The organism is Bacillus cereus group sp. RP43 (assembly GCF_040459645.1).
In the GTDB taxonomy this organism is placed as follows: domain Bacteria; phylum Bacillota; class Bacilli; order Bacillales; family Bacillaceae_G; genus Bacillus_A; species Bacillus_A mycoides_C.
This window is the reverse complement of record NZ_JARVHQ010000001.1, coordinates 1,034,520-1,051,626: the sequence shown is the minus strand read 5'-3', so window position 1 is coordinate 1,051,626 and position 17,107 is coordinate 1,034,520. Positions and strand designations below refer to the sequence as shown.

Genomic DNA, 17,107 nt, shown 5'->3' with positions numbered 1-17,107 from the left:
ATAAGTCTCAGTTTAGTTTATATTATTAAAATAACGATCCTTTTTCTTCATTACCTTATAATTTTATCGATGCCCATCCTTTTTTGCCACTTGATACCCATAATACGCACATGTTCCATTTCTTGATAACTCTCTTACTTCAAAACCACAACTTCTATAAAAATCAAAATTGTTAGCGGATGTATGCGCAAACCAATCGCCATGCGGAAGCTTTTGTAAACAAAGAGCTACAAGTTTCTTACCTAACCCTTTTCCCCTATACTCACACTTCACAACTAAATTTACTATGTTAGCAACCATGATTTGATCAGAAATCACTCTAACCATCGCGACCATTTCTTCTTCATCCCAAATTGTGAAAGCCCATGTAGAATTTTCAAATGCTATCGTAAATTTTTCAATTTGCCAAGAAGGGATATTATCATTACTCCAACCGGCATCTTCAAATAAAGTTTTAATTGCATATGCTGGTACACCGTTCGTTCCCTCACGAATAATAAGTCCATTATGATAAATATACATGTAATCCCCCCTTTATTTTTTATATACCATTCTCCAAAAGATGCAATTCACCTTTTTTCATCCAACCCGCTTAATAGCATAAACGAGAACATCCATCTCATGAAATGAAGTTGTTTTCTCATAACTAAGCCCTGTTTTTCTAGCAACAAATATTGAAGCTGGGTGGTTCGGATTAATAAGTGAAATTAATTTATTCATTTGTAATGCTTGAAAACCATAGTCCCGAAATGCTGCCGCAGCCTCTTTTGCATACCCTTTCCCCCAATACTTAGGAAGTAGCCAATAGCCAATCTCAATTTCCTCTTTTCCATCTACCTTCTGCTTGACAAGCCCTGCATGACCAATTCGTATCCCTGTTTCCTTTTCAATCATTACAAATAAACCGAGACCATTTTTATAATTTGGAAGTACCCACTCCTCCAAACTTTTTTGACATTGCATATATGTTTTTAACGTTCCATTTCCAATATAGCGCATTACCTTCTCATCCCCCCATAAAGAAGCATAAAACGGTAAATCATCCATTGTATATTTGCGAAATTGTAAACGATCTGTATGAAACACTCTTTTATTCACTCCCATCATTTTGAACCTCATTACATAACTATATATTTCAAACTACTTAAGTGTTAAATAATTTTTATCAAGAAAGTCAAAAAAGAAAGAAAATTCAGTCTTATAAAAATGTATTATATCAAAAAAAAGCAGTAGACAAAAGAGTGTCTACTGCATCCATATCATAACTAGTATAAAGAAAACTACAATTGAGGGGGTGTAGGATTTTCATATATACTAGATACTTATCCCGTTCTAACGGGCGGTAAACCTTCCAATCTTTTGAGTGGAAAGTTTACCGCACATAAGAACTTTGCGGTCATTAAGAAAGCACTGTTAAGTACTCAAATACACGCTGAGCTTTTTCTCCACCCATTCGTGCATGTTGAAGTAGCGAGATACCATGCGGACCAGGTGCAAATAATGCTTCTGGTTGTACTACTAAAATAGCTTGTACGACTTCAAGTTCCCCAAGCATAGCCGCTGCAAAAATATCCATCCGAGCTCCTTTTTCCAGTAAATAAAGAGCAATATCTTTACGTCCTACATGTGCAGCTGCACCTAAAGCACTTTCCCAATCTGAGCCACCCCAATTATAGGCGGCATGAAGTAAGCTTGGCGATTCAGCCAACAGTTCCTGTACTTTTTCTAGATCTCCGTGAGCTGCCATAACAAATTCTCTTACTAATTCAGTGGTAATACGCTCTTCTGTTTGCATCTCGCTTCTCCTTTTTTAGAAATTCGTTTCGGTGTAAAAAATGGCTTGTCGCTTCCTTGAAAAATATCTACTTCTATGCCAAATACACGCTGAAACATTTGATGACATAATACTTCTTCTGGTACACCGTCATACTGAATCTTTCCTCGCTTTAATACGAGTAAACGATCGCTATATTGAGCCGCTTGATTAATATCATGTAAAACCATTACAATCGTCATACCAAACTCTTCGTTTAATCGTTTAACAAGTTCCATTACTTCTAACTGATGGACGATATCTAAAAAGGTTGTTGGTTCATCTAATAATAAGACATTTGTGCGTTGTGCAAGCGTCATTGCAATCCAAGCACGTTGCCTTTCTCCTCCTGATAAGGATTGTAAAAGACGATATTCATACCCTTCAAGATTTGTAACAGACAATGCCCAATCAACAATTTCTTCATCTTCTTTATTTAAGCGACTACTCCATGATTTATGAGGACCTCTTCCGAACTCTATTAGTTCTTTCACTGTTAAATCTAATTGATGATCGTGCATTTGTGGTAACATCGCTAATTGCTTCGCTACATCTGCACTCTTCATCATATGAATATTTTCCCCATCTAAAATGATGTCTCCTTCGCTTTGTTTAAGTAGCCGTGCTATTAAACGAAGCAAAGTAGATTTCCCCGATCCATTCGGACCGATTAAACTAACGATTTCTCCAGCTTTAATATGTACATTCATATCTTGCATTTGAAATCTTTCAGAATGTGCGTAAAACACTTTGTTAACGGAAATCACGTTGTTTTCCTCCTCTATGGATTAAATATAAGAAGAACGGACCACCTAAGAAGGACAATAAAATACCAACAGGCAATTCGATTGGATCGAACCAACTTCGAGCTATCGCATCCGCAAAAACAAGTAATATCCCACCGCCAAGGCATGATAATGGCAGTAAATATTTATAGTCATTTCCAACTAATAAACGTAACATATGCGGTACAACAAGTCCGACAAATCCAATAAGTCCGGAAACACTAACCGCAATTCCAGCTAATAATGTACTTACTACTATTAAATAAAACCGGCTTCTTTCCACGTTATACCCTAATAATTTCGCCATTTCATCTCCGAGCATTAATACTCGAATGTGTTTAATACCGAAGAAAGCTAATATAATAGCGAATATTGCATAATAAGTAATCATGTTTAAATGAGCCCAACTCACACCACCGATACCGCCTGCTAACCACGGTAACACGGATTGTACTTTGTCACTATGTAATAACATTAATGCTGACGTTGCTGCACCAATTAATGCATTGATTGACACACCTACTAAGACGATTCTTGAAGGCGGTGCCCCTTTTTGCCATGATAAAGCATAAATGACCATCGCTGTTATGAAAGCTCCTAAAAAAGCTCCTAGCGGTAAAAAAGCCATATGCTGTGGAAATAAAATCATGATTATTATTGCTACAAGGCCTGCTCCTGATGAAACTCCAATAATTCCAGGGTCTGCAAGAGGGTTTCTCATAACCCCTTGCAGTAATGCTCCAGATGTAGCTAAACATGTTCCTACTATAAATCCAACGAGCACTCTCGGTATGCGAAGATCCCACACAATTCGATGAACTGTCGAACCTTCATCTTGTATACCCTCTATAATGTCTCGTAAAGAAAAAGATAAGCTCCCTGCGAAAAGACCGTAAAAAAGACCTAGAAATGTTAATACGACTAAAGTAACTGTTATTATCCATCTTTTTCTCGCAAAAGGATGTTCCTTTTCTCTTACTATTTCACTACTCTCCATACTTATCATTTCCTTACATCTTGTATACTTTTATACATAAAGTCCATCGCCTCTGTTACTTTTGTCCCAGGATTTGATCCAAATAAATCTGGTGGTAAAATAACAACACGATTTTGTTTTACTGCATCTAAATTTTTCCATGCTTCATTTTTCATCATTTCGCCTTCAAATGCTTTTTTCACACTATTGGGATCTCCATGTGTAATTAAATAAATCACATCTGGATTTGCTTCAATAATACGTTCTACACTTAGCTGTGCATATTGCGGATACTCTTTCATTTCTGGAAAACCAGCTGCGATATTTTTCCCGCCCGTTTTTTCTAAAATATCCCCTGATAGAGATGTTGGTAACGCTGCTAAATAAGTGCCTGGTGCTCCATAAACGAGCAATGCTTTAATATCGCTCTTTTTCTCATATTTCTTCATTTGATCATTAATTTTTTGGTTAAGCTCTTTTGCCTTATCTTCTTTCTTCATTACTGTTCCATACATTTCAATACTCTTTTGAATATCTTTTACAGAGTTTGCTGAAGAAATGATTACTTTTGTTCCTTGCCCTTCAACCGTTGGAATATTTTTTTGGAACCCATTATTAGCAACAAGTACATCTGGCTTTAAACTAGCAATTTGTTCAAAGTTTGGCTGATGTGCATTTCCAATTACTTGTGTTTTTTGCAAATCTTCTGGAAGGGGAATTTTTGCATCTGGACGACCGACGATTTTCCCTCCTAAAGCATGGATAATATTCATATCCCCCATACTTAACGTCGCAAAACTTTCAGGAACTTTATTGAATGTTATCTTTCTGTCTGAGAGATCGGTAATTTCGATTTTGTCTGTTTCTTTGTCTGTTTTTGTTGCGGATGCTTTTTCGTTTTCTTTTGCACTGCAACCTATTAATAAGAAAAAAATAGATAAGATCGCTGTGAACAGCGTAATGGATTTTTTCATTCTTTCACTCCTAAATGATAATGATAATCATTAACTACTATTCTACTTTAATTGATAAGGATTATCATTGTCAATATGAAACGCATACATTTTCTACAAAAATGAAAAAACGCTACAAAAAGATTTCTTCTTTTCGTAGCGCCCTACTTAACAATTTTCTTCATATTTGCTCTCCTCTAATTGGTCACGCATCGTTCTAACACGCTTAAAGAAGAAAAAAGCAAGAACTAAAAATACAATAATACTCCCCATCATAACAAAAGACTGCACCATATCTTTGACTCCACTTGGAATTAATAAACCGATCATTAAAAATGTACTTATAGATAAAAGTACTTGTCCGAAACGGGTATAATCTGCTATTTTTTCTTGTAATTCTTTCATATCTTTATCACTCCCATCCTCACTTTATCACATTCTATTAAGCTTAAAGACAAGTAAATAGAACCAAACTGGGAGATGTTTTCCAAAGTAAAAAAGAGCCGCTTAAATGCGACTCTTTCAGATCTATTAAACGCCTTTATATGCTTCCATATAAATTTCTTTCAGCTCTGAAATAAGCGGCAATTTGGGATTAGCTGTTGTACACTGATCTTCAAAAGCTCTTTCTGCCAATATTCCAGCAACCGCTTCAAATTGTTCTTTAGCGACTCCTTGTCCTGCAATACTCATATTAATATTTAATTTTTTCCCAAGCGCAATAATTGATTGGATAAGTGATTCCGCACCTTCTGCCGCCGAACTTGCTGGAAGCCCGAGCATTCTCGCAATATGTGCGTAACGTTCATCTGCCACAAAGTGCTCATATTTTGGGAACAATGCATGTTTCCTTGGCTTAATAGCATTATAGCGGACTACATGCGGCATAAGAATTGCATTTGCGCGTCCGTGTGGAATATGGAATTCCGGTCCAAGCTTATGTGCTAAACTGTGATTAATACCAAGGAAAGCATTTGCAAATGCCATCCCTGCAATCGCAGAAGCGTTATGCATTTTTTCCCGCGCCTCTTCATCATTCCCATCTTTATATGCTCTCGGTAAATATTTAAATACGAGATCAATTGCTTTTAACGCTAAACCATCCGTATAGTCATTTGCCATAACAGACACATATGCCTCAATTGCATGTGTTAATACGTCCATTCCGGTATCTGCTGTTATATGAGGTGGTACTGTCATTACAAATTGCGGATCAACAATCGCTACATCTGGTGTTAATTCATAATCCGCAAGCGGGTACTTTATATTATTTTTCTTATCTGTAATAACCGCAAATGGCGTCACTTCTGATCCCGTCCCTGATGTTGTTGGAATGGCAACAAATTGCGCTTTATTTCCCAAGTTCGGATACTTACATGTACGTTTTCTTATATCTAAAAACTTCTGTTTAATTCCATAGAATGTTGTTTCGGGGTGCTCATAGAAAAGCCACATCCCTTTTGCTGCATCCATAGCTGAACCGCCACCAAGTGCGATGATTACATCTGGCTTAAAGCTTCTCATCATTTCCGCACCTTTAAAAACAGTTTCATCTGATGGATCTGGCTCGACCTCGAAGAAAACCTCGACTTTCACATCATTTGCATGTTTACGTAAATAGTGCGTGACCGTATCTACATATCCATGCTCAACCATTCCTGGGTCCGTTACAATAAATGCACGTGAAATATTAGGCATGTTCGCTAAATATGCTGTAGCATGTTTTTCAAAATAAATTTTTGGTGGCAACTTGAACCACTGCATATTCTTTTTTCTATTTGCCAGCCTTTTTATATTTAATAAATGAGTCGCTGTTACATTTTGAGAAACTGAGTTTTTCCCGTAGGAACCACAACCAAGTGTAAGCGATGGAATAAACCCATTATATATATCACCTATTCCGCCTTGTGATGAAGGTGCATTTACAATAAGACGGCAAGCTTTCATACGTAAACCAAATTGTTTTTGTACTTCTGTATTTGTAGAATGAATGACTGCTGAATGCCCTAAGCCGCCAAGGTCTAGCATTTCTTCGCAATATGTAAATCCTTCTTCTAATGAATTCGCTTTTACACAAGCTAATACTGGACTCAGTTTCTCACGAGATAGTGGATATGCTGCCCCAATTCCTTTAATTTCAGCTACAAGCATTTTTGTATGTTCAGGCACAGTAATCCCAACTAATTCGGCAATATACTGCGCAGATTTCCCTACAATATCACTATTTACTGCACATGTATTTTCATTTATAACGAGCTTTTCTAATTTCTTTCTCTCTTCCTCTGTTACAAAGTAACAATTATTTGCAATCATTTCTGTTTTAACATCATCATAAATTTCTTTATCGATAATGATTGCCTGTTCCGATGCACAAATCATACCGTTATCAAATGTTTTCGATAAAATTAAATCATTAACAGCTCGTTTTACATGTGCTGATTTCTCGATATAACACGGTACATTACCAGGACCTACACCTAACGCTGGTTTGCCAGTAGAATACGCTGATTTCACCATACCAGCTCCTCCAGTTGCTAGAACGAGCGCAACACCTTCATGATTCATTAATTGTTTCGTTGCTTCAACAGAAGGTCTGTCAATCCATTGAATGCAGTGCTTTGGTGCACCAGCCTTCAATGCAGCATCGTATACTGTTTTCGCTGCTGCAATAGAACATTTTTGTGCGGAAGGATGGAATGCGAAAATAATTGGATTTCTCGTTTTTATCCCGATTAATGCTTTAAACATCGTTGTCGACGTTGGGTTGGTTACTGGCGTTACTCCAGCTACTACACCAACCGGTTCCGCAATTTCTATTATTTCTTCATGAGGATCTTCATGAATAATTCCTACCGTCTTGTCTTTCTTTATACTATGCCAAATATATTCAGTGGCAAAAATATTTTTTATGCATTTGTCTTCATAGACACCACGGCCCGTTTCTTCAACAGCCAATTTCGCAAGCGGCATATGTTGATCAACACCTGCTAGTGCCATTTCATGAACAATGTTGTCAATCTGCTCTTGTGTAAAACTTTCTAATGCTTGTAAAGCTTCTTGACCGTTATTTACTAACGTATCAATCATCTCTTTTACCTCTTGCATTTCATTTACAACTTTCTCTTTGACTACCATGTAAATTTCCTCCTATTCTGTTATCACGGTCTTTATAAGTCCCTATAGGTCATAATAAGTCCCGATTAGCGAAAAAAAATAGAGTTACCGTCCTACATGAATCCCATTGTTTGTGAAACATTTCACAAGTTTATTCGTGAATAACATTTCATGAATTCAATATACATGAAATCATTTCATTTGTGTATGTCTAATTTGTGAAATATTTCACAAATCAATATAATAAAAATGCACTGCTCTACATTAGCAGTGCATTTTTATTATGCTAGCGCTTGTGCTAAATCTTCAATTAAATCTTCACCATCTTCAATTCCGACAGAGATACGAATTAATGTATCTGTAATTCCTAATTCTTTACGGCGATCTGCTGGGATTGATGCATGTGTCATTTGAGATGGGATAGAAATTAAACTTTCTACTGCTCCTAAGCTTTCAGCAAGTGTAAAGTATTGCAGTTTCTCAAGTACTTTATTCAACGTTTCCGCACTATCTACATCAAATGAGATGATAGCACCAAATCCATTTGCTTGTTCTGTTGCTAGTTCATGGTTTTGATGGGATTCAAGACCTGGATAATATACTTTATTTACTTTTGGATGGTTATTTAAAAACTCGGCAATCGCACGTGAATTCGTTTCATGTTCTTCCATACGAATTCCTAATGTTTTTAAACCACGAAGTAGTAAGAAGCTATCTTGTGGGCCAAGAATACCTCCTGTTGAGTTTTGTACAAAGTGAAGGTCTTCTGCTAATTGCGGGCTATTTACAACTACTAGGCCTGCAACTACGTCACTATGTCCTCCTAAATATTTCGTTGCACTATGAAGTACAATGTCTGCTCCTAAAGAAATTGGCGACTGCCAATATGGCGTCATGAATGTGTTATCAATAATTGTTAATAAATCTTTCTCTTTAGCAAGAGCAGATATTTTCTTAATATCAGTAATTTTTAGTAATGGGTTCGTTGGTGTTTCTACATAAATCGCTTTCGTATTTGGACGAATCGCTTCTACAACTTCCTCTAGGTTTGTTGTATCTACAAATGTATGCTCAATACCGAAGCGGTTTAATACTTTCGTAATAACACGGTACGTTCCGCCATAAACATCATCTGTTAAAATGACATGGTCACCTTTTGAGAACAACATAATTGTTGCTGTAATAGCAGCCATTCCAGAACCAAATGCAAATCCAGCATGACCGTTTTCTAATACAGCAATCATTTCTTCTAAAGCTGCACGTGTTGGGTTGCCTGTACGTGAATATTCATATCCTTGATGCTTACCAACTGCTTCTTGTTTATACGTACTTGTTTGATAAATCGGTACGTTTACAGATCCAGTTGAAGGTTCTCCTATGCGAATACCATGAATTAACTTTGTCTTTGCTCTCATTTTTTATTCCCATCCTTTGTATATGTCTTTACTTAAATAGCGCTCACTACTATCAGGAAAAATCGTTATAATATTCGTACCTGGTGCTGCTTTCTCTGCCTCAAGTAAGCTTGCATGAAACGCTGCTCCTGAAGAACTCCCAACGAGAAGGCCTTCCTTTTTCGCTAATTCCTTCACTCGTAAAAATGCATGTCGATCAGAAATTGTATGAATTTCATCAAAATAAGATGTTTTCAAAAATGGCGGAATGAATTCAAGACCAATTCCTTCTGTTTCATGTGAACCAGCCTTACCACCATTTAAAATAGATCCCTCTGGTTCTACAATAACCGTTTTAATATCAATGTTTTTCTCTTTTAAATAAGACGCAGTTCCCATAAACGTACCGCCAGTTCCTGCACCCGCAACAAATATGTTAATCTCTCCATTTAGTGCCGACCAAAGTTCAGGACCTAGTGTTTTGAAATAAGCACGAGGGTTTGCTTCATTCGCAAACTGACTTGGAGAGTATGAATTCGGTATTTCATTTACTAATTCTTTTGCCTTTGCAATTGCGCCGGTCATTCCTTGCTCAGTCGGTGTATGCACAACCGTTGCACCTAGCGCTTTCATTAATTCTTGTTTTTCAATACTAAATTTCTCTGGTACACAAACAATGACGCGTAAATCATGTTCTAACGCTGCAAGCGCCAGTCCAATACCAGTGTTGCCAGCAGTCGGTTCAATAATTGTTCCACCCTGCGCGACAAGCCCTTTTTCTAGCGCATCTTCGATTAATTCTCTTCCTAAACGATCCTTAACGCTTCCGCCTGGGTTGTAAAATTCAAGCTTTGCAAATAAACGGACCCCCTTTGGAAGTGAAAAACGAGTAATTTCTACGATTGGTGTATGACCAATTAACTCATGAACTCCACGATATACATTCATCGTGTTCTCCCCCTTATTTGCCAATAAAGAAAAGGCAACTGTATGTATTTTCTTTATATGAGACAGTTGCCTTTTTGTTACATTACTTTAACTCTTCTAGTACTTTTACGATAAAGTTTGTAGAATGAAGAGCTGCTTGATCTAAAAATTGATCAAATGAAACATTTGATTCTTTACCAGCAATATCAGAAAGTGCACGAATGATTACAAACGGAATTTCATATTGATGGCATACTTGCGCAACAGCTGCTGCTTCCATTTCTACTGCATAAAGATTTTCAAATTTATCACGAATTGCTGCAACGCGGTTCGGATCACTCATAAACGAATCTCCTGTTGCAATCATACCTTTTACAACTTGAATATTTTCTTCTGCCTGCATACATTTCTCAGCTAATGCAACTAATGCCTCATCAGCTTTAAATCCAGGCGGCATTCCTGGCACTTGACCGTACTCATAGTTAAATGCTGTTACATCTACGTCATGATGACGAACTTCTGTTGAAATGACTACATCTCCAACATTTAGAGAATGATGGAATCCACCAGCTGAACCAGTATTAATTACTTTTTCAGGCTTATATTTTTCTAATAAAATTGTCGTTGACATCGCTGCATTTACTTTACCAATACCAGACTTTAACAAGATTACTTCATGTCCTGCTAATAGCCCTTTCGTAAATTCACAACCTGCAACCGTTTCTGTTTCTGCTTGTTCTAATTTGTCACGTAAAATACGTACTTCTTCTTCCATTGCTCCAATTACAGCAATTCTCAATCTAATCCCTCTTTCTATTGCTTAGTTGCCTCCATTACCCAAACGAAATGATTCAATCTCGTGAACGTTACATGGAAGCCATTGTTTTCAAAAATAGATTGCATGATAGGAATACGTGTATAGTATTCTGTTTGCAAATCGTTTGCTAACTGATGAAAACCTCTTTGCTTTGCTACTTCGACAGTTTTATCATATGCATCTTGATCTGCAAATATCGTATCAGCAAACACTATTTTACCACCTTTGTTTAGCAATTGACTATACTTCGCAATTGCTACGTCTTTTTCTTCATCTGTTAAATGATGAAATGCGTAAGTGCTCACAATAGTATCGATCGAATTTGGGACTTCAAATGAAAGAAAATCACCCTCTGTAATTGAAAACTCTTTTGGTAATTTCTCTTTTGCAATTGTACGCATTTCGCGTGACGGTTCTATACCGTAAACTGTGCGACCAGCAAGTAATAATTTATTTGTTAAATTGCCAGTACCTACACCAAATTCTAATACGTTACCAAATGACTTGTTAACTACATCCTCTAAAATGTCCTCATAATGGGCGAAAACTTCTTTATATTGTATATCTTCGCCTTGTACAAATGAGTCGTACGTATGAGCCCACTCATCAAATAAACCATTAAATTCTGTCCCCATAAAAATTCCCCTTTTTCTTATCGGTTTTATCAGTATGATATTCCCTCTTTCTAAAAATGTCAATTGAAATGTACATGGTATTTCCTTCTTTTCTTTGTTACACTGTAGTTGATTACATAGGAGAGGGGGCATCTTCATGTCATTTACCTTTGAAATGTTAGAAGATAAAATAGAATTTTTTGAAGCGGGGGACTTAGCTTCTTTAGAAAAAAAAATTAGTGAACAAATTGATAATAATAAAGCACTTATGCTTGAAGTTCATCACATCTCGCATCAAATGGTTATGGATCCCGAAAGCAAAAGACCGTATTATAGCGCGGTTGTTCATTTTAAATTAAAGAAATTACGTTAACTAAAAAAGAGAAGCTCATAAGAGCCTCTCTTTTTTAGTTTAGAGTTTGAACAAGTACTGGTTTCCAGCCCTCATTGTCTACCCAATCAATATTTACATAATATTTTTTACCTGATTGCTTATCTTGGACATTACCGTACGCTTTATTCTTACCGTTATTTCCGATTCTATGAATAACTAATTGCTCTACTGGAACGTCAATTGCAGTGGAAATCGCTTGATTCATTTCATTCCAATCTGCTGAACCTTTTTTAAACGTCATCGCAGGTGTTGCACCTTGTTCTGTACCTACTGGCTTCCAAGAGGATTTCGTATACGCATCTGTTGCCTGTGACTGTGTTTTTTCAGCTGGTACTTTCTCGTTAGCTTTCGCTTCTTCTTCAGCTTTTTTCTTTTCTTCTTCAGCCTTTAGCTTCTCTTCTTCCTTCTTCTTAGCCTCTGCTTTCTCTTGCTCATTCTTCTTCGTCTCTTCTTTACCTTTAGCTTTCTCAGCTTTATTCTCTTTTGTTGTTTGCTGAGTTACTTTTTTATCACTAGAAGACGCTTGCTCTTTTGTACCAGGAACAAACAATTGATATGCTACAATAGCTACTGCTACTAATACAATAGCAATCGCAATATTTAAAACACCGTTTTGACGACGTTTTTGTTGTTTCTGTTGAAATCTAGATCCTCCTGCCATTCTTCAAACCTCCATGCAGTTTTTCATACTTGCTATTGTAACATTAAATCTAGAAAGGTTGAACATTTACAATAATATTTTCACGAAATGAAAACATTTCATAAATAATTGCAAGATTACTTTTCAATTTCTAATTGATGAATTGCTTCTACCATTTCTGCAAAAGCTGGTGTAACTACATTTACGTTATCTGTTTCTATATCAACTACAACTAAAGCATATCTTGGGTTTTCATATGGAAAATAACCTGCAAACCAGCGATTCACCTTCCCTCCTTTTCCTGTTTGTGCCGTCCCAGATTTTCCAGCGACAGTTAGTGGCAACGAACGGAATGCGGTTCCCGTTCCTTTCTCCATCGTTACAACGCCTCTTAACAACTGTTGTAATTTTTTCATCGTTTCATAAGAAAGCTGTTTCCCATTTAATTTATGATTTTCAAATGTAAAAAAGTCGGTTCCATTTTTATACACTATTTTTTTCACAGCTTTCACTTCCATCTTCTCTCCACCTCTAGCAATTGTCGCCATCATATTCGCTATAGCTAGAGGTGACACACGTACATCTTTTTGTCCGACCATCGTTTGAGCAATCGCTTTTCTACTATCTTTATTTTCTTCGCTCCCCCAAATAATAGCACTCTTTTCTTCTGGCAATTGCTCAAATTCTGGTGTATGAAATACCGAACCTTTCCACCCTACCTTCTTACTTGCTCCTAAGGCCTCTAAATACGTTTCTAATACTTCCCTATCCTTTTGCATTAGTTCATCACCTAACACGGCAAACGTCCGATTACAGCTTCTAGCAAAGCTTCCCTTAAAGTTTAATGACCCCATCATAACTTGCGGAAGATCTTCACCGTATAAATCCGTATTACAGTTAAATGTACGATTAAACCGCACCAAATTCTCATCAATTCCTGCTGCTGCAACTACTGTTTTAAAAACAGACCCCGGAAAATGAGGAGTTAACATTTGATTTTCAAGTGTAGCTTTATATATCCTCCTATCATTCATCTGTAAAGAAGGCCTACTTACCATTGCTAAAACTTCACTATTCTTTATGTCTAGTAATACTAACCCACCTTTTTTTATTCTGTTTTCATCTATAATCTTCTCTGCTCGTCGTTGCAACGTTTTATGTATTGTTGTTTGAATAGTAACTGGATAAAACGGATTTCCTGGTGAAGTGTATTTCGCCTGCTTCCCAAAAATCGGTTCTCCCTGTCGATCCACTTGATATAGTACTTTCGCTTCTCCATCAGTCAGTAAAAATTCATCAAATGATTGTTGCAATCCCGAAATACCAATTGGCGTTTGTTTCGAAGTTTTTTCCATTTCTCCATAACGCTTTTGAAATTCCTGTTCATTCTCTCCTACATCACCAATTAAATGATTTGCCTCTCCCGTTTGCTTCAGTCGAACTTCTGCTGCTACAATACCTAAAATATCTAATTGATTTACCTTCTCCATTTGCTCGAGCGTTAATTGAAATGGGATATTCCCCCTTCGTAATATAAATGCTTGATTCTTATTGTTCATTTGCATTCTTATCTCTTGTCTCGACATACCAATGATATGCGCAATTTTCTCTAACATGTCATTTTTTATTTGTAAAAATGGAAAAATAATTACGACTGGATATTTCTCTTCACCAATTTCCTTACCATTTCGATCTGTAAAATGCCCTCTTCCATTATCTACTGTAAGTGATTGTGTTCGTTGTGTAACACTTTTTTCAATCAAATTGATATTTCGGTCAGTAAATGATTCCGTATCTATAATCTGTATTTGGATTAAACGACAAAGTAATAAAAAAATCACACACATAAAACAAATTAAAACAATTATAATTCTCCGTTTTATTTTCATAAAAAACACCTCGTCTATTGTAGTTTAGACGAGGTGTTTCACCTTTTATACAAATAAAAAACCACTCGTTTTTACACGAGTGATTTTTACGTTATTTTACAGAGATAATCTCTACTTGCATTTCTCCACCTGGTGTTTGGATTGCTACCTTCTCACCAATTTGCTTACCTAATAAGCTTTTTGCGATTGGAGAATCGTTAGAAATTCTTCCTTCAAATGGATCAGCTTCTGCGCTACCTACGATTGTGTACGCTTCTTCGTCTCCACCTGGTAACTCTTTAAATGTTACTGTTTTACCTAATGTTACAACTGTAGACTCTTCACCATTATCTTGAATGATAACTGCGTTACGAATCATATTTTCTAGTTGTGTAATACGCCCTTCAACGAATGCTTGCTCATCTTTCGCTGCATCGTACTCAGAGTTCTCAGAAAGATCTCCGAAGCTACGTGCGATTTTAATACGCTCTACAACTTCTTTACGTCTTACTGTTTTTAATTGTTCAACTTCGTTCTCTAGTTTTTGCTTACCCTCTTGCGTCATAGGGTATGTTTTTTCTGTTGCCATGTTTTCCACTCCTTTTATATACCAATCCCCTGAAAAAAAGAGGAGTTCCATATGAAAACTCCTCCGCTTATATATAGCGGAGGTTTCTAGCACACGTGCACTAGTGGAGTTGTCACATACAACCCCTTATTCTCCAATTCTTCCTTATGTAAAGAAGGTATGTATGGAAAGTTGATATAAATATGCCCTCACCTATTGGTAGGTGAGGTTTCATGTTTCATTGTATTCGATAAGAAGGGAAAAAATCCCTTCCTATCGTATATCTTTTACTATGCTATTACAAATTTACTTTTTGTTCAAGAATTGTTGCAATTTTTGTAACCATAATATCAATTGCAACATGATTTTGTCCACCTTCAGGGATAATAATATCCGCGAATTTCTTAGAAGGCTCAATAAATTGATTATGCATTGGGCGTACAACGTTTACGTATTGGTCAATAACTGAATCCATTGTACGACCGCGCTCTTCAATATCGCGCTGCATGCGGCGTAAAATACGAAGGTCCGCATCTGTATCAACGAACACCTTAATATCCATTAACTCACAAAGACGTGGGTCTTCTAAAATAAGAATTCCTTCTAAAATAATTACATCTTTCGGCTCAACTGGAATAATTTTTTCTGAACGCGTATGCACTGTATAGTCATATATAGGCTTTTCCACTTGCTCATATGCAAGCAACTGCTGCAAATGGTCAATCAACAAATCATTATCAAACGCTAACGGATGATCGTAATTCGTTTTTAAACGTTCTTCCATTGGTAAATGGCTTTGATCTTTGTAATAATAATCTTGCTCCAAGATTAAAATGGAATGACCTTTAAAATGGTCAAAAATCGCTTTCGTTACACTTGTTTTTCCTGATCCTGAACCACCAGCGATTCCAATTACAACAGGCTTATTCGTCCCCATTCGACTACCACTCTTTCTTATTGAAGTATGTTTTTGCGCATCATATTATTCACATACACTGGTTGATCCACTTTGAATTTCACGATTTGCAACGGATGTCTCGCTGCATCTAATTCGTTTCCATCCTCATCCCAAATTTTCTCCACCGTCTGCGTAAAGTTTTCTATTTCTGGCCCAAAGAACTCCACTTCATGTCCTGGTTTGAAGTGATTACGTTGCTCAAGCGTTACGATGCCCGTTTCTTCATTATAATCTAACACTAAACCAGCAAAATCATACGTTGTTTTCTTACTATGATTTCCAAACATTTGCTCTTGATGTCCTGGAACCCCTTCAAAGAATGCAGGAGCTGTATCACGATTTGCACATTTATCAAGTTCATCTAACCATTCTTGTTTAAACTCAAAGTTATCCGGATCCGCACAATACGCATCAATTACTTTACGATATACAGTTGCTACAGTCGCTACGTAATGGATAGATTTCATACGTCCTTCAACTTTTAAGCTATCAATTCCAATTTCAATCATTTTCGGAATGGATAAGATTAAATTTAAATCTTTTGGGCTCATCGCAAAGTGAGCATCTTCTTCTTGGAATAGAGGAAGCTCTTTTGCATCTTTATGTTGTGATACCGTTTGAACTAAATCATAATCCCAGCGGCAAGATTGACAACAACCACCACGGTTAGAGTCACGCGCTGTCATATGGTTACTTAATGTACATCTCCCTGAATACGCGATACACATTGCACCATGGACGAATGCTTCAATTTCAATATCAACTTTTTCTTTAATTTCTTTCATTTCTTCATAGCTTGCTTCACGAGCTAATACAAGACGATGTAAACCTTCTTCTTTCCAATACTGTGCTGCTTTCCAGTTGGATAGTGATTGTTGTGTACTTAAATGCACCTCAACAGAAGGCGCTACACGTTTACATGTCTCAATAATAAGCGGATCGGCAACGATAATTCCCGTTACGCCAGCTTTTTCAATCCCTTTTAAATATTCCTCTAGCCCATCCATATTTTCATTATGTGCAAAAATATTTGTTGTTACGTATATTTTTGCTCCATATTTCTTTGCAAATTCAACGCCTTCTGCCATGTCTTCCAGCGTAAAGTTACCTGCATTAGAACGAAGACCAAATTCTTGTCCACCTAAATATACAGCATCTGCCCCATAATGGATAGCTACTTTTAATTTTTCTAAGTTACCCGCAGGGATTAACAGTTCAGGTTTTTTCACAATAACGCGTTTGCCATCGATCACTCGTGAAATTTCTTGTACAGTCATTTCCTACAC

The 17,107-nt window shown here is 36.7% G+C and carries 18 protein-coding genes; 1 reads left to right on the top strand and 17 read right to left on the bottom strand.

Annotated elements, in window-relative coordinates; genetic code table 11:
• Positions 1–63 precede the first annotated feature (63 nt).
• The 12 genes from QCI75_RS05445 to QCI75_RS05390 form a co-directional block, all read right to left on the bottom strand.
• Positions 64–522: a GNAT family N-acetyltransferase gene (locus QCI75_RS05445; protein WP_002111948.1), complete on the bottom strand. Its 459-nt coding sequence runs from the start codon at positions 520–522 to the stop codon at positions 64–66.
• A 57-nt stretch (positions 523–579) separates the two neighbouring features.
• Entirely contained in the window at positions 580–1,107 is a 528-nt protein-coding gene (locus tag QCI75_RS05440; RefSeq protein ID WP_144504051.1) for a GNAT family N-acetyltransferase, read from the bottom strand.
• A 292-nt stretch (positions 1,108–1,399) separates the two neighbouring features.
• Positions 1,400–1,795 (bottom strand): ankyrin repeat domain-containing protein, encoded by a 396-nt coding sequence (locus QCI75_RS05435; RefSeq protein ID WP_144504049.1) that lies wholly within the window; start codon positions 1,793–1,795, stop codon positions 1,400–1,402.
• Positions 1,762–2,580: an ABC transporter ATP-binding protein gene (locus tag QCI75_RS05430; protein ID WP_144504047.1), complete on the bottom strand. Its 819-nt coding sequence runs from the start codon at positions 2,578–2,580 to the stop codon at positions 1,762–1,764. The genes QCI75_RS05435 and QCI75_RS05430 overlap by 34 nt, the downstream gene beginning before the upstream one ends.
• On the bottom strand, positions 2,567–3,595 hold the full coding sequence (locus QCI75_RS05425; protein ID WP_144504045.1) for a FecCD family ABC transporter permease: 1,029 nt from the start codon (positions 3,593–3,595) through the stop codon (positions 2,567–2,569). Before QCI75_RS05425 ends, QCI75_RS05430 begins: the two co-directional genes overlap by 14 nt.
• Positions 3,596–3,600: 5 nt before the next feature.
• Entirely contained in the window at positions 3,601–4,548 is a 948-nt protein-coding gene (locus QCI75_RS05420) for an ABC transporter substrate-binding protein (protein ID WP_144504043.1), read from the bottom strand.
• Between the two features lie 147 nt (positions 4,549–4,695).
• The gene (locus QCI75_RS05415) at positions 4,696–4,932 is read right to left on the bottom strand and encodes a YrhC family protein (RefSeq protein ID WP_144504041.1); all 237 of its coding nucleotides are present in this window, start codon (positions 4,930–4,932) and stop codon (positions 4,696–4,698) included.
• Positions 4,933–5,058: 126 nt separating this feature from the next.
• Positions 5,059–7,662 (bottom strand): bifunctional acetaldehyde-CoA/alcohol dehydrogenase, encoded by a 2,604-nt coding sequence (adhE, locus tag QCI75_RS05410; protein WP_353760053.1) that lies wholly within the window; start codon positions 7,660–7,662, stop codon positions 5,059–5,061.
• A gap of 260 nt (positions 7,663–7,922) precedes the next feature.
• Entirely contained in the window at positions 7,923–9,056 is a 1,134-nt protein-coding gene (locus tag QCI75_RS05405; protein ID WP_002067265.1) for a bifunctional cystathionine gamma-lyase/homocysteine desulfhydrase, read from the bottom strand.
• Between the two features lie 3 nt (positions 9,057–9,059).
• On the bottom strand, positions 9,060–9,983 hold the full coding sequence (locus QCI75_RS05400) for an O-acetylserine dependent cystathionine beta-synthase (RefSeq protein WP_144504037.1): 924 nt from the start codon (positions 9,981–9,983) through the stop codon (positions 9,060–9,062).
• An 82-nt stretch (positions 9,984–10,065) separates the two neighbouring features.
• Positions 10,066–10,761 (bottom strand): 5'-methylthioadenosine/S-adenosylhomocysteine nucleosidase, encoded by a 696-nt coding sequence (gene mtnN, locus QCI75_RS05395; RefSeq protein WP_001217024.1) that lies wholly within the window; start codon positions 10,759–10,761, stop codon positions 10,066–10,068.
• Positions 10,762–10,775: 14 nt separating this feature from the next.
• On the bottom strand, positions 10,776–11,414 hold the full coding sequence (locus tag QCI75_RS05390; protein ID WP_144504035.1) for a class I SAM-dependent DNA methyltransferase: 639 nt from the start codon (positions 11,412–11,414) through the stop codon (positions 10,776–10,778).
• A gap of 136 nt (positions 11,415–11,550) precedes the next feature.
• On the opposite strand from QCI75_RS05390, the gene QCI75_RS05385 reads away from it, so the two are divergent.
• Positions 11,551–11,766, top strand: coding sequence for a YrzA family protein (locus QCI75_RS05385; RefSeq protein WP_144504033.1), 216 nt, complete (start codon positions 11,551–11,553; stop codon positions 11,764–11,766).
• A 34-nt stretch (positions 11,767–11,800) separates the two neighbouring features.
• On the opposite strand, the gene QCI75_RS05380 is transcribed toward QCI75_RS05385, so the two are convergent.
• From QCI75_RS05380 to QCI75_RS05360, 5 genes are all read right to left on the bottom strand, one after another.
• Positions 11,801–12,448, bottom strand: a complete 648-nt coding sequence (locus tag QCI75_RS05380) for a YrrS family protein (RefSeq protein ID WP_144504031.1) — start codon at positions 12,446–12,448, stop codon at positions 11,801–11,803.
• 116 nt (positions 12,449–12,564) lie between these two features.
• Positions 12,565–14,316, bottom strand: coding sequence for a peptidoglycan D,D-transpeptidase FtsI family protein (locus tag QCI75_RS05375; RefSeq protein WP_144504029.1), 1,752 nt, complete (start codon positions 14,314–14,316; stop codon positions 12,565–12,567).
• Positions 14,317–14,407: 91 nt separating this feature from the next.
• The gene (gene greA, locus QCI75_RS05370; RefSeq protein ID WP_131232081.1) at positions 14,408–14,884 is read right to left on the bottom strand and encodes a transcription elongation factor GreA; all 477 of its coding nucleotides are present in this window, start codon (positions 14,882–14,884) and stop codon (positions 14,408–14,410) included.
• A 277-nt stretch (positions 14,885–15,161) separates the two neighbouring features.
• Positions 15,162–15,800, bottom strand: coding sequence for a uridine kinase (gene udk / locus QCI75_RS05365; protein ID WP_002145642.1), 639 nt, complete (start codon positions 15,798–15,800; stop codon positions 15,162–15,164).
• A 17-nt stretch (positions 15,801–15,817) separates the two neighbouring features.
• The gene (locus QCI75_RS05360; RefSeq protein ID WP_002111968.1) at positions 15,818–17,098 is read right to left on the bottom strand and encodes a peptidase U32 family protein; all 1,281 of its coding nucleotides are present in this window, start codon (positions 17,096–17,098) and stop codon (positions 15,818–15,820) included.
• Between the last annotated feature and the right edge of the window lie 9 nt (positions 17,099–17,107).

What these genes read in the sequence shown, in the direction of transcription:
- QCI75_RS05445 (WP_002111948.1), bottom strand. Translation starts at nt 522, where the DNA reads ATGTATATTTATCATAATGGACTTATTATTCGTGAGGGAACGAACGGT.
- QCI75_RS05440 (WP_144504051.1), bottom strand. Translation starts at nt 1,107, where the DNA reads ATGATGGGAGTGAATAAAAGAGTGTTTCATACAGATCGTTTACAATTT.
- QCI75_RS05435 (WP_144504049.1), bottom strand. Translation starts at nt 1,795, where the DNA reads ATGCAAACAGAAGAGCGTATTACCACTGAATTAGTAAGAGAATTTGTT.
- QCI75_RS05425 (WP_144504045.1), bottom strand. Translation starts at nt 3,595, where the DNA reads ATGGAGAGTAGTGAAATAGTAAGAGAAAAGGAACATCCTTTTGCGAGA.
- QCI75_RS05420 (WP_144504043.1), bottom strand. Translation starts at nt 4,548, where the DNA reads ATGAAAAAATCCATTACGCTGTTCACAGCGATCTTATCTATTTTTTTC.
- QCI75_RS05415 (WP_144504041.1), bottom strand. Translation starts at nt 4,932, where the DNA reads ATGAAAGAATTACAAGAAAAAATAGCAGATTATACCCGTTTCGGACAA.
- adhE (WP_353760053.1), bottom strand. Translation starts at nt 7,662, where the DNA reads ATGGTAGTCAAAGAGAAAGTTGTAAATGAAATGCAAGAGGTAAAAGAG.
- QCI75_RS05405 (WP_002067265.1), bottom strand. Translation starts at nt 9,056, where the DNA reads ATGAGAGCAAAGACAAAGTTAATTCATGGTATTCGCATAGGAGAACCT.
- QCI75_RS05400 (WP_144504037.1), bottom strand. Translation starts at nt 9,983, where the DNA reads ATGAATGTATATCGTGGAGTTCATGAGTTAATTGGTCATACACCAATC.
- QCI75_RS05390 (WP_144504035.1), bottom strand. Translation starts at nt 11,414, where the DNA reads ATGGGGACAGAATTTAATGGTTTATTTGATGAGTGGGCTCATACGTAC.
- QCI75_RS05385 (WP_144504033.1), top strand. Translation starts at nt 11,551, where the DNA reads ATGTCATTTACCTTTGAAATGTTAGAAGATAAAATAGAATTTTTTGAA.
- QCI75_RS05380 (WP_144504031.1), bottom strand. Translation starts at nt 12,448, where the DNA reads ATGGCAGGAGGATCTAGATTTCAACAGAAACAACAAAAACGTCGTCAA.
- QCI75_RS05375 (WP_144504029.1), bottom strand. Translation starts at nt 14,316, where the DNA reads ATGAAAATAAAACGGAGAATTATAATTGTTTTAATTTGTTTTATGTGT.
- greA (WP_131232081.1), bottom strand. Translation starts at nt 14,884, where the DNA reads ATGGCAACAGAAAAAACATACCCTATGACGCAAGAGGGTAAGCAAAAA.
- udk (WP_002145642.1), bottom strand. Translation starts at nt 15,800, where the DNA reads ATGGGGACGAATAAGCCTGTTGTAATTGGAATCGCTGGTGGTTCAGGA.
- QCI75_RS05360 (WP_002111968.1), bottom strand. Translation starts at nt 17,098, where the DNA reads ATGACTGTACAAGAAATTTCACGAGTGATCGATGGCAAACGCGTTATT.